The 25,929-nt window shown below is 67.3% G+C and carries 20 protein-coding genes and 3 tRNA genes; 10 read left to right on the forward strand and 13 right to left on the reverse strand.

Annotated features, from left to right (window positions below; translation table 11 throughout):
- Positions 1-199: 199 nt before the first annotated feature.
- Together AC5P65_RS11185 and AC5P65_RS11190 are read left to right on the forward strand one after the other, a co-directional pair.
- Positions 200-284: transfer RNA gene (locus tag AC5P65_RS11185), tRNA-Leu, on the forward strand.
- Positions 285-488: 204 nt separating this feature from the next.
- Positions 489-573, forward strand: a tRNA-Leu gene (locus AC5P65_RS11190).
- 56 nt (positions 574-629) lie between these two features.
- Here AC5P65_RS11190 and AC5P65_RS11195 read toward each other — a convergent pair.
- Positions 630-1,376: a sulfite exporter TauE/SafE family protein gene (locus AC5P65_RS11195; RefSeq protein WP_087803314.1), complete on the reverse strand. Its 747-nt coding sequence runs from the start codon at positions 1,374-1,376 to the stop codon at positions 630-632.
- Between the two features lie 99 nt (positions 1,377-1,475).
- Here AC5P65_RS11195 and AC5P65_RS11200 point away from each other — a divergent pair, with 99 nt between their 5' ends.
- The 3 genes from AC5P65_RS11200 to AC5P65_RS11210 all read left to right on the forward strand — a co-directional run bounded on the left by AC5P65_RS11200 (position 1,476) and on the right by AC5P65_RS11210 (position 3,112).
- Positions 1,476-2,375: a LysR family transcriptional regulator gene (locus tag AC5P65_RS11200; protein ID WP_021204128.1), complete on the forward strand. Its 900-nt coding sequence runs from the start codon at positions 1,476-1,478 to the stop codon at positions 2,373-2,375.
- A 50-nt stretch (positions 2,376-2,425) separates the two neighbouring features.
- Positions 2,426-2,510 (forward strand) — tRNA-Leu (locus tag AC5P65_RS11205).
- Positions 2,511-2,833: 323 nt separating this feature from the next.
- Positions 2,834-3,112, forward strand: a complete 279-nt coding sequence (locus tag AC5P65_RS11210; RefSeq protein WP_019659096.1) for a hypothetical protein — start codon at positions 2,834-2,836, stop codon at positions 3,110-3,112.
- A gap of 111 nt (positions 3,113-3,223) precedes the next feature.
- Here AC5P65_RS11210 and emrB read toward each other — a convergent pair whose 3' ends face one another.
- Genes emrB through emrR form a run of 4 tightly spaced genes read right to left on the reverse strand, consistent with a single transcriptional unit; the run spans position 3,224 to position 7,944 of the window.
- Entirely contained in the window at positions 3,224-4,810 is a 1,587-nt protein-coding gene (gene emrB, locus AC5P65_RS11215; protein ID WP_019659097.1) for a multidrug efflux MFS transporter permease subunit EmrB, read from the reverse strand.
- Positions 4,811-4,817: 7 nt separating this feature from the next.
- Complete coding sequence (gene emrA, locus AC5P65_RS11220) at positions 4,818-5,999, reverse strand: multidrug efflux MFS transporter periplasmic adaptor subunit EmrA (protein ID WP_021204129.1); 1,182 nt, start codon at positions 5,997-5,999, stop codon at positions 4,818-4,820.
- A gap of 11 nt (positions 6,000-6,010) precedes the next feature.
- Positions 6,011-7,504 carry a multidrug efflux transporter outer membrane subunit EmrC gene (emrC, locus tag AC5P65_RS11225; protein WP_197575493.1) on the reverse strand — a complete coding sequence of 498 codons (1,494 nt, stop codon included), beginning with the start codon at positions 7,502-7,504 and terminating at the stop codon, positions 6,011-6,013.
- Positions 7,501-7,944, reverse strand: coding sequence for a multidrug efflux system transcriptional regulator EmrR (emrR, locus tag AC5P65_RS11230; protein WP_019659100.1), 444 nt, complete (start codon positions 7,942-7,944; stop codon positions 7,501-7,503). The genes emrC and emrR overlap by 4 nt, the downstream gene beginning before the upstream one ends.
- Positions 7,945-8,116: 172 nt before the next feature.
- Between emrR and AC5P65_RS11235 the strand changes: the two genes are divergently transcribed.
- Together AC5P65_RS11235 and parC are read left to right on the forward strand one after the other, a co-directional pair.
- Complete coding sequence (locus AC5P65_RS11235) at positions 8,117-8,998, forward strand: helix-turn-helix domain-containing protein (protein ID WP_026346921.1); 882 nt, start codon at positions 8,117-8,119, stop codon at positions 8,996-8,998.
- A gap of 59 nt (positions 8,999-9,057) precedes the next feature.
- Positions 9,058-11,301: a DNA topoisomerase IV subunit A gene (parC, locus tag AC5P65_RS11240; protein WP_111102056.1), complete on the forward strand. Its 2,244-nt coding sequence runs from the start codon at positions 9,058-9,060 to the stop codon at positions 11,299-11,301.
- Positions 11,302-11,632: 331 nt separating this feature from the next.
- Here the strand turns inward: parC and bfr are convergent, their stop codons facing one another.
- Positions 11,633-12,121: a bacterioferritin gene (gene bfr, locus AC5P65_RS11245; RefSeq protein WP_005408763.1), complete on the reverse strand. Its 489-nt coding sequence runs from the start codon at positions 12,119-12,121 to the stop codon at positions 11,633-11,635.
- A gap of 123 nt (positions 12,122-12,244) precedes the next feature.
- On the opposite strand from bfr, the gene AC5P65_RS11250 reads away from it, so the two are divergent.
- Positions 12,245-14,575, forward strand: coding sequence for a penicillin acylase family protein (locus tag AC5P65_RS11250; RefSeq protein WP_456115418.1), 2,331 nt, complete (start codon positions 12,245-12,247; stop codon positions 14,573-14,575).
- Between the two features lie 82 nt (positions 14,576-14,657).
- Here the strand turns inward: AC5P65_RS11250 and AC5P65_RS11255 are convergent, their stop codons facing one another.
- The 7 genes from AC5P65_RS11255 to map all read right to left on the reverse strand — a co-directional run bounded on the left by AC5P65_RS11255 (position 14,658) and on the right by map (position 24,404).
- On the reverse strand, positions 14,658-16,046 hold the full coding sequence (locus AC5P65_RS11255) for a cation:proton antiporter domain-containing protein (protein WP_456115417.1): 1,389 nt from the start codon (positions 16,044-16,046) through the stop codon (positions 14,658-14,660).
- Between the two features lie 123 nt (positions 16,047-16,169).
- Entirely contained in the window at positions 16,170-17,861 is a 1,692-nt protein-coding gene (asnB, locus tag AC5P65_RS11260; RefSeq protein WP_111097789.1) for an asparagine synthase B, read from the reverse strand.
- Positions 17,862-18,240: 379 nt separating this feature from the next.
- Positions 18,241-19,368, reverse strand: a complete 1,128-nt coding sequence (gene dapE, locus AC5P65_RS11265) for a succinyl-diaminopimelate desuccinylase (RefSeq protein WP_111101732.1) — start codon at positions 19,366-19,368, stop codon at positions 18,241-18,243.
- Positions 19,365-19,736 (reverse strand): arsenate reductase, encoded by a 372-nt coding sequence (locus tag AC5P65_RS11270; RefSeq protein WP_021204138.1) that lies wholly within the window; start codon positions 19,734-19,736, stop codon positions 19,365-19,367. The genes dapE and AC5P65_RS11270 overlap by 4 nt, the downstream gene beginning before the upstream one ends.
- A gap of 191 nt (positions 19,737-19,927) precedes the next feature.
- Entirely contained in the window at positions 19,928-20,989 is a 1,062-nt protein-coding gene (dapD, locus tag AC5P65_RS11275) for a 2,3,4,5-tetrahydropyridine-2,6-dicarboxylate N-succinyltransferase (RefSeq protein ID WP_111097791.1), read from the reverse strand.
- Positions 20,989-23,598, reverse strand: coding sequence for a [protein-PII] uridylyltransferase (locus AC5P65_RS11280; protein ID WP_026346923.1), 2,610 nt, complete (start codon positions 23,596-23,598; stop codon positions 20,989-20,991). The genes dapD and AC5P65_RS11280 overlap by 1 nt, the downstream gene beginning before the upstream one ends.
- Positions 23,599-23,618: 20 nt before the next feature.
- On the reverse strand, positions 23,619-24,404 hold the full coding sequence (gene map, locus AC5P65_RS11285) for a type I methionyl aminopeptidase (RefSeq protein ID WP_032955117.1): 786 nt from the start codon (positions 24,402-24,404) through the stop codon (positions 23,619-23,621).
- 242 nt (positions 24,405-24,646) lie between these two features.
- Between map and AC5P65_RS11290 the strand changes: the two genes are divergently transcribed.
- Positions 24,647-25,177: a Csu type fimbrial protein gene (locus tag AC5P65_RS11290; RefSeq protein ID WP_019659113.1), complete on the forward strand. Its 531-nt coding sequence runs from the start codon at positions 24,647-24,649 to the stop codon at positions 25,175-25,177.
- Complete coding sequence (locus AC5P65_RS11295) at positions 25,177-25,926, forward strand: fimbrial biogenesis chaperone (RefSeq protein ID WP_134729442.1); 750 nt, start codon at positions 25,177-25,179, stop codon at positions 25,924-25,926. Before AC5P65_RS11290 ends, AC5P65_RS11295 begins: the two co-directional genes overlap by 1 nt.
- Positions 25,927-25,929: the final 3 nt, after the last annotated feature.

Here is a 25,929-nt window from a genome sequence, read left to right on the forward strand (position 1 = left end):
GCCTTGGCGCCCTTCTTCGGGGCCTGGCCGCGGGAGGTGCTCCCGCCCTTGCTTGGTTTTTTGGTAGTCATCGCCCTACATGGTAGCCGTTGACGGCGTGCAGAACGGGTCAGTGGCCGTCTTGAAGGCCTTGCGTGAAAAATATTCAGGAAGTCGTTGACAGCCTGCAGATTCATCTTCACAATTGCGCCTCTGGAACGCCCAGGTGGCGGAATTGGTAGACGCACTAGTTTCAGGTACTAGCGGGTAAAACCGTGGAGGTTCGAGTCCTCTCCTGGGCACCAACGAAAAAACTCCTCGCTTCGGCGGGGATTTTTTTTGCCTGCAATCCAGCAGCGGGGCCGAATTCCTTTCCGAAGGAAAGGGCTCCGACCCAAGCGATTGAGATGGAGTCAGAGCCCGCTCCGCACGCGAAACGGGGTCCGACACCGGATCCAGAAAAAGTGTTGACACCCCCATAACAACGCCCCATAATCTCGCTCCTCGACGCCCAGGTGGCGGAATTGGTAGACGCACTAGTTTCAGGTACTAGCGGGTAAAACCGTGGAGGTTCGAGTCCTCTCCTGGGCACCACGTCGAGAATGAGAAAAACCCGCGAGAGCGGGTTTTTTCATGCCCGGAATCCGGCATCAGAGCAGCGGCCGCAGCACCAGCTCCAGCCCGAGCAACAGCAGGAAACCCAGGAAGCAGCCCCGGAACACCCGCGCACTGATGCGCTGCCGGATCACCTGCCCCAGCCACATGCCCAGCAATGCCGGCAGCACCGCCAGCGCACTCAGCCCCAGCTGCTGGATGCCGAATGCGCCGTGCAGCACCAGGCCGGCGGTCAGCGAAATCGTTGACACCGTGAACGCCAGCCCCAGCGCCTGCACCAGCTCCTCGCGCTGCAACCCCAGCGACTGCAGGTATGGCACCGCCGGCATCACGAACACGCCGGTGGCGCCGGTCACCACGCCCGACAACGCCCCCACCAGCGGCCCCAGCCAACGCTCGCGCCGCTGCTGCACGCGGAACACCGGCGCAAGCAACGCATAGGCGGCATAGACCACCAATGCCACGCCCAGCGCAACGCGCGACCAAGTGCGATCGACCCGCACCAGCAGCGCCGCCGAGCCCAGCGTCACCACCACCACGGCCAGCATCATCGGCCACAGGCGCCGCACGATGCGGTCCAGTGACGGCCCGGACAACAGCTGCCACGCATTGGTGACGAAGGTGGGAATGAACAGCATCGACGCCGCCGACACCGGCGACAGCGTGCTGCCCAGCAGCCCCATCGCCACCGTCGGCAACCCCATGCCGGTCACGCCCTTGACCACACCGGCCAGCACGAACACCACCACCAGCAGCACGTAGAAGTACATCGATTCATTCATGGCTTCATTGGATCGGCCGGCCGCTCGGCGCACAATGCGGTGTTTCCGGCCTTGCCTTCGGCTGATCCGAAGGCGCAGCCGTTGCGATGAGGGCATCACATGCGGATGGATATCGCCGACCTGCGCCTGTTCCTGGCGATTGCCGAGGCGGGCAGCATCACGGCCGGCGCAGCGCAGGCAAACCTGGCACTGGCGTCGGCCAGCGAACGCCTGCGCACGATCGAAGCCGATGCCGGCACCGCGTTGTTGAACCGGCACCCCCGCGGCGTCAGCCTGACCGAAGCCGGCGCCGCCCTCGCCCACCATGCACGATTGATCCTGCAGCAGCAGGCGCAGCTGCGCGGTGAACTGCAGGCGTTCGCGCACGGCGCGCGCGGCACACTGCATCTGTATGCCAACACCGCAGCACTGACCAACTACCTGCCTTCGCGGCTGGCACCGTGGCTGGCCGAACGCCCGCGCCTGCACGTGGAACTGCTGGAGCGCACCAGCCCCGAAGTCGTGCGTGCGATCAACGCTGGCCAGGCCGAGGCCGGCATCATCAGTGATGCGGTCGACGCTGCCGGCCTGCAGCAGCACGTGGTCGCCGAAGATCCACTGGTGATGCTGCTGCCCGCAGACCATCGCCTCGCATCGCGGCGCAGCCTGGCCTTCGCCGATGTTGCCGGCGAGACCTTCGTCGCGCTGGCCGACGGCAATGCACTGCAGGCCTACATCGAAGACCAGGCGCGCGACATCGGGCGGCGCCTGGACGTGCGCATCCGCATGAAGACCTTCGAAGGGGTGTGCATCATGGTCGGCCACGACATTGGTATCGGCATCGTGCCGCGGACCATCGCCCGCCAGCACCGGCGCAGCACGCATACCGTCGCCGTACCGCTCGCCGATGCGTGGGCACAGCGTCGCCTGTGCGCCTGTTTTGCCGAGTGGGCGCAGTTGTCATCGGCAATGCGCAGCCTGCTGCTTCACCTGGGCGTACAGCCACAGAAAAAGCTGTGAAATGTTGTTGACACATCCTCTGCCGTCCCGCACAATTCATCTCCTGAGTCGCCCAGGTGGCGGAATTGGTAGACGCACTAGTTTCAGGTACTAGCGGGTAAAACCGTGGAGGTTCGAGTCCTCTCCTGGGCACCACGACTCAAGATGATCAAACCCGCGAAAGCGGGTTTTTTCGTTTCCGGGGCCTGGCGAGCGTGGCATCGCAACCGCCACTCGGACTGTCGTATCTCGCACCACCCGGGCGTCGCCTGCGGGTGTATACCTCCTCCCGGCGCGCCGTCACCAGACCTTGAACGCCCCCCTTTTGGGGCGCATTTCACGTTCCCCGTTCAATTCGTACTTTTCCTAGTCGAGATCCACCCGATTCCTTTTCGGTGGGAGGCAGATTTACCGGAGCCGGTTGCAGGTCTATCGACACGACCGGACCAGCGCCCCCCCTTTCCCCAAAGGACGCCCCAATGCAGCGCAGCATCATCTGCCCTCACTGCCACACCGGCTCGAACCACGGCGTACGCGTATGCGTGGGATGCCAGGCCGAGGTCCACTACGGCGCATCGAAGGAGGCCGTAATGTTCGTCTTTGTCGCCGCCATCATCTGCGGCGCACTGGTCGGCAGCCGATTGCAGGCCACTGCCGGCTGGATCACGTGCGGCGCCGTACTTGTGGCGGGAATGTGGGCCATTTCCCGATTGTTCCGTGATCGGGTGGTGTTCAAGCGCGTCTATCGCACGCGCTGAACCTGCGCCGCTGCACTCCCCCAACGGCAGGGCCCGTGCGACCCACGTTGCACAAACAAAAACCCCGCCTTGCGGCGGGGTCAAAATACAGCACGTGTTTCCAGGGAGTTTTCAGTGCCCACCACCGGCGGCCGCACCCGCACCTGCGCCGAATGGCGGCTTGGCCAGCCACAGGAACGTAATGATCGCCAGGAAGATCCAGCCCAGCAGGAAGAAGATGTCGTTGAAGCCCATCTGCGATGCCTGGTGGTTGATCATGTTGTTCAGTACCGCTGCGCCGTGCTGCAGGTCGCCCTGCCCCATCGCCGTGACCTGGTCCTGCATGCCCGGCTGATAGGCCGAGATATGCTCGGTCAGGTCGGCATGGTGCACCTGGGTGCGCCGCGCCCACAGCCACGTCGTCAGCGACGCCGCGAAGCTGCCGCCCAGCGTACGCAGGAACGTGGCCAGGCCGGAGCCCGCCGCGATCTCGCGCCCATCCAAGTCCGACAGCAGGATCTGCAGCACCGGCATGAAGAACAGCGCGACGCCGATGCCCATGATCAGCTGTACGCCGGCCACGTGCATGTAGTCCACCTGCAGGTTGAAGTTCGAGCGCAGGAAACTGGTCATCGACAGCACGATGAAGGCGATCGTGGCCAGCATGCGCATGTCGAAGCGCGATGCATACTTGCCCACGAACGGGGTCATGATCACCGGCAGGATGCCGATTGGCGCCGTTGCCAGGCCCGCCCAGATCGCGGTGTAGCCCATGTCACGCTGCAGCCACTGCGGGATCAGCAGCGCCACGCTGAAGAACGCCGCGTAGGCCACCACCATCGCCAGCGTGCCGGCGCGGAAGTTGCGGTGCCGGAACAGCTTCAGGTCGACAATCGGATCCTTGTCGGTCAGCTCCCAGATCAGGAACACCGTCAGCGTCACCACGGCCACGCAGGCCAGCACCACGATCTTCATCGACGCGAACCAGTCCTCGTCGTTGCCCAGGTCGAGCACCAGCTGCAGCGCACCGACGCCGATCACGAGGGTGATCAGGCCGACGTAGTCCATCTTCGGCTTCTCGATCTGCTCCGGCCGCCCCTTCAGCTGGTTGCCCACCACCAGCGCAGCGAAGATGCCCAGCGGCACGTTGATCAGGAAGATCCATTCCCAGCTGTAGTTGTCGGTGATCCAGCCACCGAGGATCGGCCCGCAGATCGGCGCAACCACCGTGATCATCGCCAGCAGCGCCAATGCCTGCCCGCGTTTCTCGCGCGGGTAGATCGAAACCAGCAGCGACTGCGTGATCGGGTACATCGGGCCGGCCACGAAGCCCTGCAGTGCACGCGACACGACCAACATGCCCATGCTCTGCGCCAGGCCGCACAGCAGCGAGGTGATGACGAAGGCCAGCGTGGCCCAGACGAACAGCTTGCGTTCGCCGAAGCGGCGGCTGAGCCAGCCGGTCAGCGGCAGCGCGATGGCCGTGCTGACCGCGAACGAGGTGATGACCCAGGTCGCCTGCTGCGAACTGGCGCCGAGATTGCCCGCGATGGTCGGCAGCGAGACGTTGGCGATGGTGGTGTCGAGCACCTGCATGAACGAGGCCATCGCCAGGCCGACAGTGCACAGTGCGACGCTGGGCGGCAGGAACCCGGAGGCCGCACCTGGCGCCGCCGGTGCGCCCGGAGCGCCGGGCGCGGCTGGAGCTTGTGCGGACATGGCGACCTCAGCCCACCTTCGCCTGCTGCTGCGGCAGGTTGCCCTGGATGATCGTGTGGATCACCTCGTCGGCATCATGCAGCTGCTTGGCATACACGTCGGTGTCGAACACCGTGCCCTTGGCCGGAGTGCTCGGCAGCACTTCGCCCTTCTGGTCGCGCAGGCTCACTTCAGCCTTCATCGACAGGCCGATGCGCAGCGGGTGTTCGGCCAGCTGCTTGGCATCGATGGCGATGCGCACCGGCACGCGCTGCACGATCTTGATCCAGTTGCCACTGGCGTTCTGCGCCGGCAGCAGCGAGAACGCCGAGCCGGTGCCCAGGCCCAGGCTCTGGATGCGGCCCTTGTACTTCACGTCGCCGGCGTACAGGTCCGACTTCAGCTCCACTTCCTGGCCCAGGCGCATGTGGCGCAGCTGGGTTTCCTTGAAGTTGGCCTCGACCCACATCTGTTCGGTCGGCACCACGGCCATCAGGGCATTGCCCGGCTGCACGCGCTGGCCGACCTGCACCGAACGACGGGCGACGTAGCCGGAGACCGGCGCGACGATGCCGGCGCGGGCGTTGTTGAGGAAGGCCTGGCGCAGCTGTGCGGCGGCGGCCTGCACGTCCGGCTGGGTGGCGATCACGGTGTCGTCGACCAGCGCGCGGTTGCGCTCGACGGTCTCGCGCGAACCGGCCACGGCCGCTTCGGCCGCGGCCAGCTCGTCGCGGGCGTGGGCCAGTTCTTCGTTGGAGATGGCGCCGGTGGCGGCCAGGTCCTTGCGGCGGGCGTAGTCTTCGCGCACGCGCTTCAGGGTCACCTGGCGGGCGTTCAGGTCCGCCTGCGCGCCTTCCACGCTGCGGTACAGGCCGCGGGTCTGGCGCACGGTCTTGGCCAGGTTGGCTTCGGCCTGCTGCAGCGCCACTGCGGTGTCGGACGGGTCCAGCTGCACCAGCAGCTGGCCGCGCTCCACGCGCATGCCGTCATCGGCGTTGATGGCGACCACGGTACCGGCCACCAGCGGGGTGATCTGTACCTGGTTGCCCTGCACGTAGGCGTCGTCGGTCTCTTCGAACCAACGGCCGAACATGAAGTACCACAGCGCCAGTGCGGCAAGCAGCAGCACGACGATCACGAACAGGCCGCGCAGCAGGTTGCCGCGGCGGTTGGGGGCGGCCGGGGCCGCGGTGTCTTGGGTCTGGCTCATGTCGGAGATCTTCAGGAATGCGAGGAATCGGAATGGGAGGCGATCGGTGCGCGGTCGGCGTCAGTGGGCTGGAAACCACCGCCCAGCGCCTTGCTCAGGCGCACCGAGGACTGCACCTGCTGCGACTGCAGGCCGGCCAGCTGCTGCTGCGACTGCAGCAGGGTGGACTGCGCGGTCAGCACGTCCAGGTAGCTGCCGATGCCGGCGCGGTAGCGCTGCTGGGCCAGGTCGAAGGCAGCGCGTGCGGTGTCCACCGCCTGCTGCTGCGACTGCGCCTGCTGTGCCAGCGAGCGCACCGCGTTGACCTGGTCGGCCACATCACGCAGCGCATCGAGCACGGTCTGGTTGTAGTTGGCCACCGCCAGGTCGTACTGCGCATCGGTATTGGCCAGGTTGGCGCGCAGCTTGCCGCCCTCGAAGATCGGCAGGCTCAGCGCCGGGCCGATATAGGCGAAGGTGGAACTGCTCTTCAGCAGGTCGCCCACATTCGGGGCGACCACGCCGGCCAGCGCGGTCAGGTTGAAGCTCGGGTAGAACCTGGTCTTGGCAACCTTGATCTGCTTGTCGGCCGCTTCAACGCGCCAGCGTGCGGCCACGATGTCGGGGCGGCGGCCAAGCAGTTCGCTGGGCAGCACGCCCGGCAGCTGCAGTGCCACCGGATTCAGCGGCTGCGGGCGCTGGATCGACAGGCCACGGTCCGGGCCCTTGCCGACCAGCGCGGCCAGTGCGGTGCGGGCGGCGTCGATACGCTGCTGGGCGGCCTGCACCTGCTGCTGCGCGGCCGGCACGCGGGCCTCGGCCTGGCGCACCTGCAGATCACTGTCGATGCCGGCGCGGCGGCGCTGGCGGGTCAGCTCAAGTGACTTCTGCGAACGGCTCAGCTCTTCCTCGGCCACGTCGTTGAGCTGCCACGCGTAGGCCAGGTCGGCATAGGCCTGGGTGATGCCAGTGGACAGGTTCAGGCGGGCGGCCTGCGCTTCAACGGTGGCGGCGTGCGCACCGTCCACGGCGGCTTCCCAGGCGGCGCGCTTGCCGCCCCACAGGTCCACGCCGTAGCTGAAGTCGAAGGCGACCTGGCTGCTGCCGGCGTAATGGCCACCGATCTCGCTGCCTGCCATCGACTCAGGCAGGCGCAGGCCGGTGTAGCCACCGGACACCGACAGGCTCGGCAGTTCGTCGGCACGCGCAGTGCCGACCTGGGCCTGGGCCTGGCGCAGGCGCGCGTCGGCGGCGTCCAGGCTCGGGTGGCCGGCCAGGCCCTCGGCGACCAGCGCGTCCAGCTGCGCATCGCCCAGCGCCTTCCACCAGTCCTGCGCCGGGAAGCCGGTGGCGCTCAGGTCGGTGTCGGCCAGGGTGCGTTCGCTGTGCAGGCTGTCCACATCCAGCACGTGGCCCTGCGGATTGAGGCCACGACTGCTGGCACAGGCGCCCAGGGCCAGGGCCAGCGCTGACACCAGCAGCGTGCGCCCGGACCGGCGGAAAGTGAAATGCGGGATCGGGTTCATGGGGTCGTCAAGGAATCGCGGATTCGGGTAAGGAGGGACAGCAGCAGCGTGCGCTCGTCGGTTGAGAGATCACGCAGGGCGTAATCCATCACCGCGTCGCCGCGCAGCTTCAGCCGCGCCCACAACGCGCGGCCTTCATCGGTCAGCACGATCTGCAGCGCACGACGGTCCTGGGCATGCGGTTGGCGACGGACGCAGCCCAGTGCCTCCAGCTTGTCCAGCAGCCGGGTCACGGCGCTGGGCACCTGGTCGATGGCCTGGGCCAGTTCGTTGGCGGTGCACGGCGCCATGTTGGAAAGCACCTTCAACCCGATGTAGTGGGTGAAGCCGATGCCCAGGTCTTCTTCCGCCATGGACGCGTCGAGTTGGCGGACCAGCCCGTCGCGCACCTGGCGCAGCAGCAGGCCGAAGCTGGGAGGAGTGGTTGCAGGACAGATCATGGGGGAGCATTCTCTTCCAAAAAAAATATTTCTCAATGGAAATATTCGATCTGGCATCGAATGCTGTGTTGCAGCAATGGGCTGGATCGGTGAAGGCGCCTACCTTAATGACCTGGTCAGCTGGCCCGGTAGTACAATTCAGCCAATGGATGACACATTTCAGCCAGCGGATATGATGAACAAGGCAGAAATCCCCCCTCCCAAGCGCCTGCTGCGCGACGACGCGCTGGACTGGTTCGAGCGCAACGACGGCCCATCGGTGGTCGCCTACCGCTTCGACAGCCCGCAGGGACTGGTCCGTGAGGTGGACTGGCACCATCACCAGCGCGCGCAACTGATCTACGTGGAGCGTGGCCTGCTGACCACCCGCACCTCGCACGGCACCTGGTCGCTGGCGCCGGGTTCGGCCGGCTGGATGCCGCCGCTGGAGCCGCACACGGTCACCCTCGACGGGCCGCTGCGTGGCTGGGGCATGGCGCTGGCCGCACCCGCCTGTGCCACCCTGCCCGCCGACCCCTGCGTGCTGGGCCTGTCCAAGCTGGCGCAGGCGCTGGCCGAGCGCATCTGCGAATGGCCGCTGGGCTATGACACCACGCCCGAGCGCCAGCACATCATCGAGGTGCTGCTGGACGAGATCCGCACCGCGCCGCGTCAGCGCATGCATCTGCCGATGCCCCACGACCGGCGCCTGCTGAAGATCGCCTCGCAGCTGCTGGCCGACCCGTCCGACGAGCGCAGCCTGGCCGAATGGGCCCACTGGGCCGGCCTGTCGCCGCGCAGCCTGACCCGTCACTTCCGCGACGAGACCACGCTCAGCTTCGCCCAGTGGCGGCAACAGGCCCGCCTGTCCGAGGCGTTGCGCCAGCTGACCGAGGGCCGCAGCGTGGCCGACATCGCCCACGCACTGGGCTTCAGCAGCGCCAGCGCGTTCGTCACCGTGTTCCGCCGCCACTTCGGGCTGCCGCCGGGGCGCTACCTGGCGCGGGCCGGCCACGGCCTGGAAACCGGGCTGGACCCTGCGCGCGGCTTGGCATCCCCCGCCGCATCCGGATAATCACAGGATTGCGAGCGGCGACCGCCGTCGCCGCCTCCCGACATAGGTAACAACGCCGCATGACCGAACTTGCCCGTCCCGTGTTCCACGGATTCGAACAACTGCCGCTGCGCGAGTACGCCGAACGCGCCTACCTCGACTACTCGATGTACGTGGTCCTGGACCGCGCCCTGCCGTTCATCGGCGACGGCCTGAAGCCGGTGCAGCGCCGCATCATCTATTCGATGAGCGAGCTGGGCCTGAATGCCGCGTCCAAGCCGAAGAAGTCCGCGCGCACCGTCGGCGACGTCATCGGCAAGTACCACCCGCACGGCGACAGCGCGTGCTACGAGGCGCTGGTGCTGATGGCACAGCCGTTCTCGTACCGCTACCCGCTGATCGAGGGCCAGGGCAACTTCGGCTCCAGCGACGACCCCAAGTCGTTCGCGGCGATGCGTTACACCGAATCCAAGCTGACCCCGATCGCCGAAGTGCTGCTGGGCGAACTGGGCCAGGGCACCACCGACTGGGCACCGAACTTCGACGGCACCCTGCAGGAACCGACCTGGATGCCGGCGCGGCTCCCGCACCTGCTGCTCAACGGCACCACCGGCATCGCCGTGGGCATGGCCACCGACGTGCCGCCGCACAATCTCAACGAGATCGTCAGTGCGCTGCTGCACCTGCTGGACAACCCCGACGCCACCGTGCGCGACCTGTGCGAACACGTGCAGGGCCCGGACTACCCGTCCAGCGCCGAGATCATCACCGCGGCCAATGACCTGCGCAACATCTACGAGACTGGCAACGGCAGCGTGCGTGCACGCGCGACCTTCACCAAGGAAGCCAGCAACATCGTGATCACGGCGCTGCCGTTCCAGGTGTCGCCGTCGAAGGTGATCGAGCAGATCGCCGCGCAGATGCGCGCCAAGAAGCTGCCGTGGCTGGAGGACATCCGTGATGAATCCGACCACGCCAATCCGGTGCGCGTGGTGCTGGTGCCGCGTTCCAACCGCGTCGACGCCGACCAGTTGATGGGCCACCTGTTCGCCACCACGGACCTGGAGCGCAGCTACCGCGTCAACCTCAACGTGATCGGGCTGGACGGCCGTCCGCAGGTGAAGAACCTGAAGATGCTGCTCAGCGAATGGCTGACCTTCCGCAGCAACACCGTCACCCGCCGCCTGCAGCACCGCCTGCAGAAGGTCGAGCATCGCCTGCACCTGCTGGAAGGCCTGCTGGTCGCCTTCCTCAACCTGGACGAGGTGATCCATATCATCCGTACCGAAGACGAGCCGAAGGCCGCGCTGATCGCGCGCTTCGGCCTGTCCGAGGAACAGGCCGAGTACATCCTGGAAACCAAGCTGAAGCAGCTGGCCCGCCTGGAGGAAATGAAGATCCGCGGCGAGCAGGATGAACTGGCCAAGGAGCGCGAGAAGATCCTCGGCATCCTGGACAGCAAGGCCAAGCTGAAGAAGCTGATCCGCGATGAACTGACCGCCGACGCCAGGAAGTTCGGCGACGCACGCCGTTCGCCGCTGGTGCAGCGCCAGGCGGCGCAGGCCATCGACGAGACCGAGCTGGTGCCGAGCGAACCGATGACCGTGGTGCTGTCGGAGAAGGGCTGGATCCGCGCCGCCAAGGGCCACGACGTCGATGCATCCGCACTGTCGTACCGTGAAGGCGACGGGCTGCAGGGCGCGGTGCGCGCACGCAGCACCCAGCAGGTCGCGTTCCTCGACAGCGAAGGCCGCGCCTACTCGACGCCGGTGCACACCCTGCCCTCCGCGCGTGGCAATGGCGAACCGCTGACCGGCCGCTTCTCGCCGGCACCGGGCACCAGCTTCGTGACCCTGGCCAGCGCCGAACCGGACACCCGCTTCGTGCTGGCTTCCAGCCACGGCTATGGCTTCGTCACCCGCTTCGAGAACCTGATCGGCCGCAACAAGGCCGGCAAGGCGATGCTGAACCTGTCGGCGGGCTCGTCGGTGCTGACCCCGTCGGTGGTCGCCAACGTCGCCACCGACCGCATCGTGGCGGTGACCAGTTCGGGCAACCTGTTGGCGATCGCCGCCAACGACCTGCCGGAACTGGACAAGGGCAAGGGCAACAAGATCATCGAGATCCCGAAGGCCAAGCTCGCCACCGAACGCGTGGTCGCCATCGTGGCGATCAGCCCGGGGCAGACCCTGCAGGTGCGCAGCGGCCAGCGCACCATGGGCCTGAAGTTCAACGAGCTGGATGCCTACCTCGGCGCCCGCGCCACCCGCGGCCACCTGCTGCCGCGCGGCTGGCAGAAGGTGGAAGGGCTGTCGGTGGAGTGAGAGCTGGGGCCCTGCCCCTGGCGGGTGTCAACCTTGGTTGACACGCCTCGCCGGGGATCAGACACGAAAAAGCCGGGGCATTCCCCGGCTTTTTCGTTGTCGGCTGGCGGGCGGTGGAGCAGCTGGCTGGCGAAGGCTGGCTGGCGATGCTCCGGTGCTGGCGGGCGACAGAACGCCGTGCTTCTGGTAGAGCCGATTGCTGGTCGGCTGCTCTTTGCTCTTGGTAGAGCCGACTGTCAGTCGGCTGCTTTACCGAAAAGCGGCCGACCAGCGGTCGGCTCTACCGGAAGGCAGCCGAGCATTGGCTCGGCTCTACAAAAAGCGGTGCCGGTCAGTGCGCCGGGGCGCCGTTGCCGTCGATCTTGCTCAGCTGGTACAGCTCCAGGCCGATGCGCTTGATCAGGCCCAGCTGCTGTTCCAGCCACCAGGCATGGTCTTCCTCGGTGTCCTTCAGCTGCGCCAGCAGGATGTCGCGGCTCACGTAATCGCCCTTCTCCTCGCATAGCTTCATGCCGGCGGCGAGATTGTTCCGAACCGCGTATTCAGTGTCGAGATCCTTCTGCAGCATCTCCTCCACGGTCTTGCCCGGCTCGGTGGCATGCGGGCGCATGTCCGGGTCGCCCCCCAGGAACAGGATCCGGCGCAGCAGCGCATCGGCATGCTGGGTTTCCTCTTCCATCTCGTGGTTCAGGCGTTCGTACAGCGCGAACAGGCCCTGGTCCTCGTAGCGGCGGGAATGGATGAAGTACTGGTCGCGGGCAGCGAGCTCGCCGCGCAGCAGTTCCTTCAGGCAGGCGATGACGTCCGGGTTGCCTTTCATGGGGGGCTCCTGTGAATCGATGCGGCATAGGGTGCCGCATTTCAAAGTACGGTGATCTAATCGGAATCAGTCGCAGTTGCGCCTGCGGCTACAATCGGCCCACGAGTTCGGAAAGGACGTGCGATGCGACGTACATGGCGTTGGGTGCTGGGCATAGTGATCGCCATCGTGCTGATCGCCGCACTGGTCCTGTGGCTCCTGCTGCGGGGCAGCCTGGCCGACCTGGACGGCGAGCATGCCTTGCTGGGGCTGGCCGCGCCGGTCACCATCGAGCGCGATGCGCTGGGCGTGGTCACCATCACCGCCGGCAGCCAGGCCGACGCGATGCGCGCATTGGGCCGCGTGCATGCGCAGGAACGCTATTTCGAGATGGACCTGATGCGCCGTAGCGCCGCCGGCGAACTGTCGGCGCTGTTCGGGCCGAAGGCCATCGACGCCGACAAACGCATGCGCGTGCATCGCCTGCGTGCACGCACCGAAGCGCAGCTGGACGCTGCATTGGGCGACAACGGCGATGCCGTGCGTGCCTACGTGGACGGCGTCAACGAAGGCCTGGCCGATCTCTCCGTGCGCCCGTGGGCCTACCTGCTGCTGCGGCAACCGCCGCAACCGTGGCAGGCCAGCGACAGCGTGCTGACCGGGCTGGCCATGTACGCCGACCTGCAGGACCCCGGCAACCAGACCGAGCTTGCGCTCAGCCGCATCCGCGCAGTGGTACCTCCGGCGCTGTATGCGTTGATTGCCCACGATGGCACCGAATGGGATGCCCCGCTGTTCGGCGAACCCACCGGCAATGCCCCCCTGCCCGATGCCAGCCAGCTGGACCTGCGCACGCTGAAGGGAAAGTCGGGCACAGAACAGGAAGAAGCCGACGTCATCGGCAGCAACAACTTCGCGGTGGCCGGTGCACTCACCGCCGACGGCCGCGCCATCGTTGCCGACGACATGCACCTGGGCCTGCGTGCACCCGGCCTGTGGTTCCGCGTGCGCCTGCGCTACCCCGACCCACAAGCTGCCGGCGGCCAGGTCGACGTCACCGGCTTCTCGCTGCCCGGCCTGCCGGCGGTGATCGTCGGCAGCAACGGGCACGTCGCCTGGGGCTTCACCAACAGCTACATCGACACCGCCGATTACCGCTCGGAACCGGCCAATGCCGAGGTGACCGTGCATGAAGAGCGGATTGCGGTGGCCGGCCAGGCCGACGTGCTGTTCCCGGTACGCGAAACCGCCTGGGGCCCGATCCTGCACGCCCATGCCGATGGCAGCGGTGACGCGCTGCGTTGGGTCGCCCACCTGCCCGGCGCGGTGCGGCTGGACTTCGGTGACCTGGCCCGCGCTGGCGATCTGGACGCTGCACTGAAGTTCGCCGACCGCGCCGGCATCCCCGCGCAGAACCTGGTGGTCGGCGACCGCAGCGGACGCATCGCCTGGCGGCTGATCGGCGCCCGCCCGGATCGCGGTCCGGGCTGCGCGCCGGCCGGCTTCAGTGCCGGCAACAACCAGGACTGTGCGCCGTGGCCGATCCGCAGCGATGCTTCACCGGCATTGATCGATCCTCCCAACCACCGCCTGTGGACCGCCAACGGCCGCGTCCTCGACGGCGAGGCACTGGCCAGCGTCGGCAACGGTGGCTATGACCTGGGAGCACGGGCGCGGCAGATCCGTGACCTGCTGGCGATCCAGGAGCGCTTCGACGAGCACGACCTGCTGGCGATCCAGCTCGACGATCGCGCGGTGTTCCTGCAGCGCTGGTGGGCCCTGCTGCACGACGTCATCGAGCGCAGTGACGACCCTGCACTGAAGCGTTTGAAGGAGGCCAGCCATCAATGGGACGGCCGTGCCTCGGCCAGCTCGGTCAGCTACCGGGTGGTGCGCGAGTTCCGTACGCAGGTGATGACAACACTGTCCAATGCACTGCTGGCACCGGCCAATGCGCAGCTGGGCGATGACTATCTGGAGCCGCGCCTGGCGCAGCTGGAAGGCGTGGCCTGGCCGATGCTGCAGCAGCGTCCGGCCAATCTGCTGCCACCGGCCTTCGACAGCTGGGATGCGCTGCTGATCGACGCCGCACGCCGCACCGAGAGCGAGCTGGCCAGGCAGGGCCCACTGGCCAAGCGCAGCTGGGGCGAACGCAATACGGCGGCGATCTGCCACCCCATCGCACGGGCGCTGCCGGACATCGCCAAACACTGGCTGTGCATGCCGGCCGACCGCCTGCCCGGCGACCGCGACATGCCGCGCGTGCAGACGCCGGGCTTCGGTGCTTCCGAGCGCATGGTGGTTTCGCCCGGGCACGAGGCCGACGGCATCGTGCATATGCCCGGCGGCCAGAGCGGGCACCCGCTGTCGCCGTACTGGGGCGCCGGCCACGAAGACTGGGTGCATGGGCGGCCGACGCCGTTCCTGCCGGGCAAGCCGCAGCACACGATGACGCTGGTGCCGGCATCGCGGTAGTGCCGGCCGCTGGCCGGCATCCATGTAGGTGCGTCCAGCATCATGAGGTTGCCGGCCAGCGGCCGGCACTACCGTTCGACGCTCAGCCCCTGCGCCGCTCGATCAGGTTCAGCAGTGGCCCGGTCATCGCCGTTGTCACCAGCGCCATGATCACCAGCACCGCGAACAGGCGGTCACCGAGCAGGCCAAGTTCGTAACCCAGGTTGAGCACGATCAGCTCCATCAGGCCACGGGTGTTCATCAGTGCACCCAGCCGCCACGCCTCACGGGTGGGCATGCCGGCACTGCGCGCGGCGCTGAAGGTACCCAGCAGCTTGCCGGTCGCGGCCACTGCGATCACCACACCACACAGCACGATGTCGCTGGCCTGCAGCGCGTCGGCGCGCATGCGAAGGCCAGTCATGGCGAAGAACAGCGGCAGCAGCAGGGTCACCGCGAACGGTTCGACGCGGGCCATCAACAGGCCGCGCAGCTGCGCGTTGGACGACACCGCCACGCCCGCAGCGAACGCACCGAACAGCGCGTGGATGCCCAGCATTTCGGTGATCAGGGCACTACCCAGCGACAGCAGCAGGATGCCGAGCAGCCAGCGCCCCTCACGGCCCGGCGCAATCTCCTGGCGAGCGAACCACGGCTTCACCAGCCCCAGCATCAGCACCACGAAGGCGACCACGCACAGCAGATTGAGACTGGCCGGCAGCCAGCCGCTGGCCTGTGCCGCCGCCACGATCAGTGCCAGCAGGCACCATGCGGTGGCATCGCCCAAAGCCGCGCAGGCGATGGCGGTCTGGCCCAGCGGCGTCTGCGTGATGCCACGGTCGGCGAGGATGCGCAGCAGCACCGGGAACGCGGTGATGCTCATCGATATGCCAACGAAAAGCGCGAATGCGGTGAAGCCCACGCCCTGCGGGCCGTGCTGCGGGTACAGCCAGATCGCCAACGCGACGCCGAGCACGAACGGCACCGCGATGCCGGCATGGCTGACCGTGAAGGCGAAACGCCGGCGGCCGCGCAGTGCCGCCAGGTCCAGTTCGGCGCCGGCCACCAGCAGAAACATCAGCACGCCCAGCTGGCTGAGCATGCCCAGAGGGCCCAGCGAACTGGCCGGGAACAGCGCACCCTGCAGCTGCGGCAGCAGGCTGCCGAGCACCAGCGGCCCCATCATCAGGCCGGCGGCCATCTCGCCGATCACCGCCGGCTGCCCCAGCCGCTTCAGCAGCGCACCGGCGCCCTTGGCTACCAGCAACAGCACCAGCAGCTGCAGCAGGAACAGGCCCAGCGGTGACGCCAGATGCCGTGCCCAGCTGCCTTCGGCAGCGACCGTGGTACGCGCAACCGCCTCGGGGGCGGCCGGCCCGGCATAGCGCGCCAGCAGCACGCCGGCCAGCAACGGCACCCCAGCCCAGGCCAGGTAGCGCCATCCCCACTTCGTCGGCGACGGGTGCCCCCCGCGCTGTGCGTCCATGAACATTCCCCAATGCGCAGGGGGCGATCATACAAAAAGGGGACGGAGGGGATTAAGTCGTTTGTGCCCGCCGGGCATGGCCCGGCGCTACCATCGCTCGGTAGCACCGGGCCGTGCCCGGCGGAAGCATTACGCCAGTGCCTGCTCGTGCACGCCGGCGATCGCGCGGCCCGAGGGATCTGCAGCCGCGGCGAAGCTGGCGTCCCAGGCAATGGCCGCGGGCGACGAACAGGCGATGGACTTGCCACCCGGCACGGTCTCTGCGGCTGCGCGGCTGGGGAAGAACTGCTCGAACAGGTGGCGGTAGTAGTACGCCTCCTTGGTCTGTGGCGGGTTGTGCGGGAAGCGCTTGTCGGCCGCAGCCAGTACACGGTCGCTCACCTGCGCCTCGGCATGTGCCTTCAGCCCGTCGATCCAGCCGTAGCCGACGCCATCGCTGAACTGTTCCTTCTGCCGCCACAGGATGCTGTCCGGCAGGTAGCCGTCGAACGCCTCGCGCAGCACCGCCTTTTCGATGCGGCGACCGCCAAAGCCGGCGCCCACCATCTTGTGCGCGGCATCGAAGCGCATCGCCACGTCGAGGAATTCGCGGTCGAGGAACGGCACGCGTGGCTCCACGCCCCAGGCCATCATCGACTTGTTGGCACGCAGGCAGTCGTAGTTGTGCAGCGCGTCGAGCTTGCGCACCAGCTCCTCGTGGAATTCACGCGCATCCGGCGCCTTGTGGAAATACAGGTAGCCACCAAAGATCTCGTCGCTGCCCTCGCCGGAGAGCACCATCTTCACCCCCATCGCCTTGATCCGCCGCGCCAGCAGGAACATCGGCGTCGAGGCGCGGATGGTGGTGACGTCGTAGGTTTCGATGTGGCGGATCACTTCCGGCAACGCATCGAGGCCTTCCTCGAAGGTGTACTCGAAGCCGTGATGCACGGTACCCAGCGCTTCGGCAGCAATGGCAGCGGCAGCCAGATCGGGCGAGCCCCTCAAGCCGATCGCGAACGAATGCAGGCGCGGCCACCAGGCTTCGGTCTGCCCGCCATCCTCGATGCGGCGACGTGCATAGCGCGCAGCCACCGCCGCCACCAGCGACGAGTCCAGGCCACCGGACAGCAGCACGCCGTATGGCACGTCGCTCATCAACTGGCGTTCCACCGCATGCTCGAAGGCCTGGCGCAGTTCGGCCAGATCGGCCTGGCGCCCCTGCACGTCAGCGTAGGCGCGCCACGACTGCTGGTAGTAGCGCACCAGCTCGCCACTGGCGCTGTCGAAATAGTGGCCCGGCGGGAACTGCGCGACATCGGCACAGGTATCGACCAGCGCCTTCATTTCCGAGGCCACGCGCAGGCGGCCCTGGGCATCGTGGCCCCAGTACAACGGCACCACGCCGATCGGATCGCGCGCCACCAGCACGCGGCCGGCATCACGGTCCCACAGCGCGAAGGCGAAGATGCCGTTGAGCTGCTCCAGCCACTGCGCCGGCGATCCGCCTTGGCGGTAAAGCGCGTTGATCACCTCGCAGTCCGAACCCGTCTGGAAGTCGTAGGCGGTGGTCAGCGTGGCCTTCAACTGCTGGTGGTTGTAGATCTCGCCGTTCACCGCCAGCGCCAGCTGGCCATCGGCCGACAGCAGCGGCTGCGAGCCACCGGCCGGGTCGACGATGGCCAGCCGCTCGTGGACCAGCAGCGCACCTTCGTCAAGATACACGCCGCTCCAGTCCGGGCCGCGGTGGCGCTGGCGCTGCGACAGTTCCAGCGCATGGCGGCGCAGAGCCGGAAGATCGTCACCGGCCTGCAGGCCGAAGATTCCGAATATCGAACACATGGGGGGAGCTCCTGTTGGGGGAATTTCACGGGTGGGAGGGTGTTCGACCGGCCATCCAGGCCCGGGTGGGGCTGCGCCCGGGCACAAAAAAACCCGCATCGACCGATGCGGGTTTTCTGGTGTCCGGGCGTGTGTTGCTGTCTATCTACCCAGGGCGCAGTCCCGCATCGGCCGCGCACGATTATTCGCGCGCAGATTATTGCGGTTGTTGCTATTGACGGCGGTGGCCAGGCGGATCGACATGGCATCGACCCTACCCCGGATTCCGGCGCTGCGCAACCGTTGCATTGGCAACCAGGTGAAGGTGTGCCGACCAACGGTCGGCACCCAGCAGTCGGCACTCACAGGGGGAGCGCCGGGCCGTGCCCGGCGCCATGCCTCACGCCAGCAGCCGTTCCACCAGGCGCTGGTAAAGCCCCGGCAACGCTTCCAGATCATCCACGCGCACGTTCTCATCCACCTGGTGGATGCTGGCGTTGACTGGCCCCACTTCGATGCACTGCGCACCCAGCGGCGCGATGAAGCGTGCATCGGAGGTGCCGCCACCGGTGCTTTCCTCAGGGGCACGACCGATGTGCTCGGCCAGCACCGCGCGTGCGGTGGCGCGCAGCGTGCCTTCCGGGGTGTAGAACGGCTCGCCACTGCGATGCCACTTCAGCGCGTACTGCAGGCCGTGCCGGTCCAGCAGCGCGGTGATCTCCGTTTCCAGCTTCGGCGCATCCCAGTGCGGGTTGTAGCGGATGTTGAAATCGACCTCCAGCTCCCCGGGAATCACGTTGTTGGCGCCGGTGCCGGCACGGATGTTGGAGATCTGCAGGCTGGTCGGCGGGAAACTCTCGTACCCCTCGTCCCAGCGCCGCGCACTCAGTTCGGCCAGGGCCGGAGCCGCCTGGTGGATCGGGTTGCGTGCCTTTTCCGGATACGCCACGTGGCCCTGCACGCCCTGCACGCGCAGCTTGGCCGACAGGCTGCCACGACGCCCGACGCGCAGCAGGTCGCCCAGCGCTGCTGTCGATGATGGCTCGCCGGTAATGCACCAGTCGATGCGCTGGCCGCGCTCGGCGAACAGGCGCGCGACGTGGCGCACGCCATCGATCGCGTCGCCTTCCTCGTCGCTGGTCAGCAGCACCGCCAGCGTGCCGGGGTGATCGGGATGCGCGGCGACGAACTGCTCGGCGGCCACCACGAACGCGGCCACGCTGCCCTTCATGTCGGCGGCGCCACGGCCATACAGCACGCCATCGCGGATCTGCGGCGTGAACGGATCGCTGGTCCAGGCCTCGCGCGGGCCGGTGGGCACCACGTCGGTATGGCCCAGCAGCACCAGCACCGGCGCACCCTGGCCGTGGGTCGCCCACAGGTTGTCGACCTCACCCAGACGCAGCTGGTCACAGTGGAACCCTGCCTGCTTCAACCGCGCCGCCAGCAGTGCCTGGCAGCCGGCGTCGTCCGGGGTAACCGAGGGGCGCGCGATCAGCTCGCAGGCCAGGTCGAGGACGGCACTCATGACTGGCCCACGCCGAAGCGGGCCTTGAAGCCGTTGTCACTGAAACCCTGGCTGGCCTTGCCGTCGGCCGTGACCACCAGCGGGCGCTTGATCAGCTGCGGGTACTCGCGCAGCAGCAGCTTCCATTCGGCCTCGGAGTCTGCGGCCTTGCGGTTGTCCGGCAGCTGCCGCCAGGTGGTGGAGGACTTGTTCACCATCGCCGCCAGCCCCCCCAGCTGCGCGGCCCATTCCAGCAGCGTTTCCGGGCTGGGCTTGTTGTCGCGGTAGTCGACGAAGGTGTACGGCACGCCGAAGCGGTCCAGCCACTTGGTCGCCTTCTTGCAGGTATCGCAGTTCTTCAAACCGTAGACAGTGGTGCTCATGGCCATCTGTGATGCTGGAAAACAGAGGGCCAGAATCTCACAACAGGCGCTCGGACACGACCCGGAACGGCGCGGCACGGTGGGTCGCCTGCCACAGCGCGGCGCACGCGGCAGGCGCGGCAGCATCCGCCCGAACAGGACGTCGGGAGGATGCCGGTAGCTCGCGTACTGCGCCGGATCCTCCGGCGCAGTCACCTTCAGTCGGCCAGGCCGCGCAGCAGGTCGTTGACGCTGGTCTTGCTGCGGGTCCTGGCATCGACCTGCTTGACGATCACCGCGCAGTACAGCGAATGGGTACCGTCCTTGCTCGGCAGCGAGCCGGACACCACCACGCTGTACGGCGGGATGTAGCCGTAGCTGATCTCACCGGTGGCGCGGTTGTAGATGCGGGTGCTCTGGCTGAGGAACACGCCCATGCCGATCACGCTGTGGTGGCCGACCACCACACCCTCAACCACTTCCGAGCGGGCACCGATGAAGCAATGGTCCTCGATGATGGTCGGGCTGGCCTGCAGCGGCTCCAGCACGCCACCGATGCCGGCACCGCCGGACAGATGACAGTGCTGGCCGATCTGCGCGCAGGAACCGACCGTGGCCCAGGTGTCCACCATGGTGCCTTCGCCGACATAGGCGCCGATGTTGGTGAAGCTCGGCATCAGCACCACATCCTTGCCGAAATACGTGCCACGGCGAGCAATCGCGCCCGGCACCACGCGCACGCCGCCTCGGCGGAACTTCGCTTCGTCATAGCCGGCGAAGCGCGATTCGACCTTGTCCCAGAACGGTGCCGGGCGTGCATCGACCACCGCCATGTCGTTGACACGGAAATACAGCAGCACCGCCTTCTTCAGCCACTCGTTGACCTTCCAGCCGCCCTGGCCGTCCGGCTCGGCGACGCGGAATTCACCGCTCTCCAGGCCGTCGATCACACGGTTGACCAGCGGCCTGGTCGAGCCTTCCAGTTCGTGCAGGGTCAGCGTGGCGCGGCGTTCGAAGGCACTTTCGATGCCGAACTTCAGTTCTTCCACGCCCGGCGCGGCCGGCTTGCGCAGCGACTTGCGGGCGATGGTTTCGGCGCGTGCGGCTTCTGCGCTCTTGGCCGGGGCCTTCTTCGGTGCCGCCACCTTCTTCGCCGGCGCCTTCACCATCGCGGCTTTCTTCGGCGCGGCAGCCTTCTTCGCGGCCGGCACGGCGGCAGTTTTCTTGGCCGCTGCGCTCTTGGCGGTGGCAGCAGTCTTCTTAACAGGCTTGGTGGCCATCAGGCGGGGTCTCCGGCGTTTCGATCAGGGTCCAGGCAGGCCAGCATCGCGTCATGCAGCTGCTGCCGGGCAGGTTCAGTCAGGGGGAGGTCGTGTTCGTCACTGATCACGAAGGTGTCTTCGGCGCGTTCGCCGAATGTCGCAATGCGCGCATCATGCACGCGCAGGCCCTGGTTGCGCAGCACGAACGCCACATCGGCCAGCAGGCCGGGACGGTCGGGGGCGACCAGGGCAAAACGGGTTGCGCCCGGTTCATCGCGGAATTCGATGCGCGGCGCAAAACGGAAATGACGCAGCTGCCGCGGCACCACCCGGCGTGACGGCCGAAGCCGCGCAAGGTCGCCACTCAGGGCCTCGCGCAGCGCCGCTTCCAGATTGGCACTGTTGCCATCGGCAAACGTGTCGGCCGGGTTCACTTCGAAGGTATCGAAGATGGTGTCGGCCGGGCCGTCCAGCACGCGTGCACGGTGGATCCCGTAGCCCTTGCGGTCCAGGGTCATCACGATCGCGGCGAACAGGCCGTCGCGGTCGGGCGAGTGCACGAACACTTCCAGCGCGGGGTCGTCGACACTGATCCGGCGGACCTTGACCAGGGTCTGGCCCTGCTTCACCGGCACCAGCGCAGCGGCCTGCCAGGCCAGCTGCTCGGGGCGCAGGCGGATGAAGCCCTCATCGGGCATCACCGCGAACTGGCGGTCGATGGTGGCATCGTCGTAACCCTGCTCGCGCACCAGTGCGCGCACGCTGTCACGCGCCTCGGCCACACGCTCGGCGGCGGGCACCGGATGCTCCAGCCCTTCGCGCAACGCGCGCCGGGTGGCGAAGTAAAGGTCGGCCAGCAGGCGATCCTTCCAGGCGTTCCACAGTTTCGGGCTGGTGCCGGCAATATCGGCACAGGTCAGCAGATACAGGTAGTCCAGGCGGTCGCGGCTGCCGACCAGGGTGGCGAAGCGATGGATCACCACCGGGTCGGCAATGTCCTGCTTCTGCGCGGTCACCGACATGCGCAGGTGCTGTTCGACCAGCCAGGCGACCAGTTCGGTATCGGTGCCACTGAGCGCATGTGCCTGGCAGAACGCGCGCGCGTCCACCGCACCCAGCTCGGAGTGGTCGCCGCCGCGGCCCTTGGCAATGTCATGGAACAGGCCGGCCAGCAGCAGCAGCTCCGGCTTGCGCAGGCGCGGCCACACTTCGTGCGCGATCGAGAAGCGCTCGTCGGCACGGCTGCTGGCGAACAGGCCGATGTTGCGCAGGACCATCAGCGTGTGCTGGTCGACGGTGTAGACATGGAACAGGTCGAACTGCATGCGCCCGCTGACTTGGGCGAACGCGGGAATCCACTGGCCAAGCACGCCCAGCCGCGCCATGCGCGAAAGCGTGTCGACCGGGCGCTGGCCACGCAGCAGGGCAAGGAAGTGCTCGCGTGCGTCGGCGTCGGCCTGGTCATAGGCCGGCAGCAGCGGCAGCGACTCGGCCAGTGCACGCGCGGTCAGCGAGTGCAGGCCGCGCACCTGCGGGTTGTTGGCCCAGCTGGAAAACAGCGCGAACACTTGGCCAATGTCGCCCTGCGGCCAGTCGGCCTCGTTGGCGGCCAGGTAGCCACGACGCAGGGAAAAGCCCACGGTCAGCGGCTCCGGCTGCGCCTCGCCGTCGAACTGCTCCTCGAAGCGCTGCAGCAGGCGGTCGCTGATCCGCCGCACCACCAGCGCGGCGCGGTAGAAGCCCTGCATCATTTTCTCGACACCGAGGCTCTCGGCGTCGTCTTCGAAGCCCAGGCGCGCGGCGAGGGTCTTCTGGTAATCGAAACGCAGGCGCTCTTCCGGGCGACGTGCTACCAGGTGCAGGCCAAACCTCAGTCGCGCCAGCACGGCACGTTCGCGCTTGAGCGCCGCGGCTTCGTCGGCACCCAGATGGCCGAGCCCGACCAGGGCTTCCAGGTCGCGCACGCCGAACGCGCGCAGTGCCATCCAGCCCAGCGTGTTGAGATCGCGCAGGCCACCGGGGCCATCCTTCAGGTCCGGCTCCAGGTTGTCGGCGGTATCACCGAAGCGCTGGTGACGGTTGCGCAGCTCTTCCAGCTTGGCCAGGAAGAAAGTGCGTGCCGGCCACAGTTCGCGATCGTCGATGGCCTCGCGCAGCGCGCGGCGGGCGGCGTCATCGGCCAGGATCGGACGCGCCTCGATCAGCGCGGTCAGCACGGTCTGGTCAGCCGCCGCCTCGCGGCACTGCAATGCAGAACGCACCGCATGGCTGACCGCCAACCCGCAGTCCCACAGCAGCGCGAACAGCCGCGCCAGGGCCGCTTCGTGCGCCAGTTGCGCCGGCGGATCGCCGAACACCAGCAGGTCGATGTCCGATCGCGGGAACAGTTCACCGCGGCCATAGCCGCCCACCGCGAACAGCGACAGGCCGCTGCCGGCCGGCAGGCAACGCTGCCACGCCAGGCGGATCAAGTGGTCGGCAGCGCGCGCACGCAACGCCAGCAGGCGCTCGATGTTGTCGCCCTGGTCGAAGCGGCGGTACAGGCGTGCGTCGGCCTGCTGCAGCGCCTGCCGCGCCGCAGCGGCCCAGTCCGGGTCGTTGAGCGACGCGGCCGGCGTGTCCAGCAGCGAACTCGCCGGCAGCATCGTCAGGAAACCTGCGACTCGCCCGGCGACAGGGTCAGCACGTCGACGCCGGTCTCGGTGACCGCGACCATGTGCTCCCACTGCGCCGACAGCTTGCGGTCCTTGGTCACCACGGTCCAGCCATCCGGCAGCACCTTGTTGTAGCGGGTGCCCTCGTTGATCATCGGTTCGATGGTGAAGGTCATGCCCGGCTGCAGCACCAGGCCCTGGCCCGGGCGGCCGTAATGCACCACCTGCGGCTCATCGTGGTAGACCTTGCCGATGCCGTGGCCGCAGTACTCGCGCACCACGCTGAAACGCTCGCCTTCGGCATAGCTCTGGATGGCATGGCCAATGTCGCCCAGGGTGGCGCCCGGACGCACGGCGCGGATGCCGCGCCACATGGCTTCGTAGGTGGTTTCCACCAGGCGGCGGGCCATCACCGACGGCGTGCCGACGAAGTACATGCGACTGGTGTCGCCGTGCCAACCGTCCTTGATGACGGTGACATCGATATTGATGATGTCGCCATCCTTGAGCACCTTCCCTTCACTGGGGATGCCGTGGCAGATGACATTGTTGACCGAGGTGCACACGGTCTTCGGGAAGCCGCGGTAGCCGACGTTGGCCGGAATGGCGCCCTGCACGTTGACGATGTGGTCGTGGCAGATGCGGTCCAGCTCCTCGGTGGTGACACCGGGCTTGACGTGGGGGGTGACGATGTCCAGCACTTCGCTGGCCAAGCGGCCGGCGATGCGCATCATCTCGATTTCCTGCGGGGTTTTCAGATTCACGCTCATGGCACCCATTATCGCCGATCCGGCCGCAATCTGAACGAACGCCACCCAACTGGCATTCCGGGCCATGCACCGGGCCATGCACGCTTTCGGCAAGGAAAATGAAAGCGTGATGCCCTCCACCCTTTCGCCCGCCTGTTTATCACGGATTACAGACACTTACGCCACCTAAGCTGGGGTCACCGTCGCCGAAGCGGTGCCGATCGTGCCGCCTTCGCCTTGTTCAACGGACCTTCGGGTCAGGGAGGTTGTCCATGCGATCCGCGCTTCGTTCTCCGCTTGCCTGGGCCTTCGCCGGCCTCCTGCTGTCCAGCCCGGCCCTGGCCGCAGATACCACCACCTTCAACGTCACGCTGGTGGTCACCAAGGCCTGCACCATCACGGCCGCGGCCGCTACCAACGTCGACTTCGGCACGGCGGCGTCGACCACCGCCACGCCCACCCTCGGCCAGGGCACGGTCACCGCGCAGTGTTCGGCGCTGACGCCGTACACGATCGCGCTGAATGCGGGCGCCAACGCGGGCACCGCCAACGACGTCACCACGCGGCGCATGAAGAACACCAATGCCGCCGTGACCGCCAACAACTATGTCGGCTACCAGCTCTACCAGGATGCCGCGCATACCCTGGTCTGGGGATCCACAACCGGCACCAATACCCAGGCCGGCATCGGCACCGGCCTGGCCGTGCCGTACGTCGTCTACGGCCAGATCCTGAACCTGAGCACCAACAACCCGGCCACCGGCAGCTACCTGGATACGGTTACCGCCACGATCACCTATTGATGGAGCACGCCCGCATGGCCGGACTCCGCCCGTGGCGCGCCACCGGCGTGGCGCTGCTCGCCCTGTGCCTGCTGGCCACCGCCACCGCCGGCGCCACCAGCCTGCAGGTCGCGCCGACCAGCCTGCAGCTGGAGGCGCGCCAGCGTGCGGCTGAGCTATGGCTGACCAATAGCGGCACCGCGCCGGTGAAGCTGCAGGTGCGCGTGTTCCGCTGGGTGCAGCAGGACGGCCAGGAACGGCTGCTGCCCACCGATGAGCTGATGGCCACACCGCCCATGCAGGAACTGGCTGCGGGCCAGCAGCAACTGGTGCGGGTGATGCGTCCGGACAACGAGCCACCGCCTGCACAACGGCACTACCGATTGATCGTGGACCAGATCCCGGACCTGGCCACGCGTGCCGAGGGCATGCAGTTCGTCCTGCGCTATTCGATCCCCGTGTTCGTGCAGCCTTCGGCCGGCGCCCTCGCCCCACAGTTGCAGGCTCGCCTGGTGACACTGGCGGATGGCCGCAATGGCGTGGAGGTGGCCAATACGGGTGACAGCTACGCGCAGATCGCCGATCTTGCGCTGGGCAGCGCCACGCGTCCGCGCATCGTCCATCCCGGATTGCTGGGCTACGTGCTGCCGGGCCAGGTGATGCGCTGGCCGATCGAGCGCGTGGCGATCGACCGCGACAACGACCAGATCACGGCCAAGCTCAATGGCGAGTCGGAACAGACGCCACTGTCGCCCCCACCGGCTCGCTGAGGC

The sequence above is a fragment of the Stenotrophomonas sp. YJH_SMC_48-3 genome (assembly GCF_059369375.1).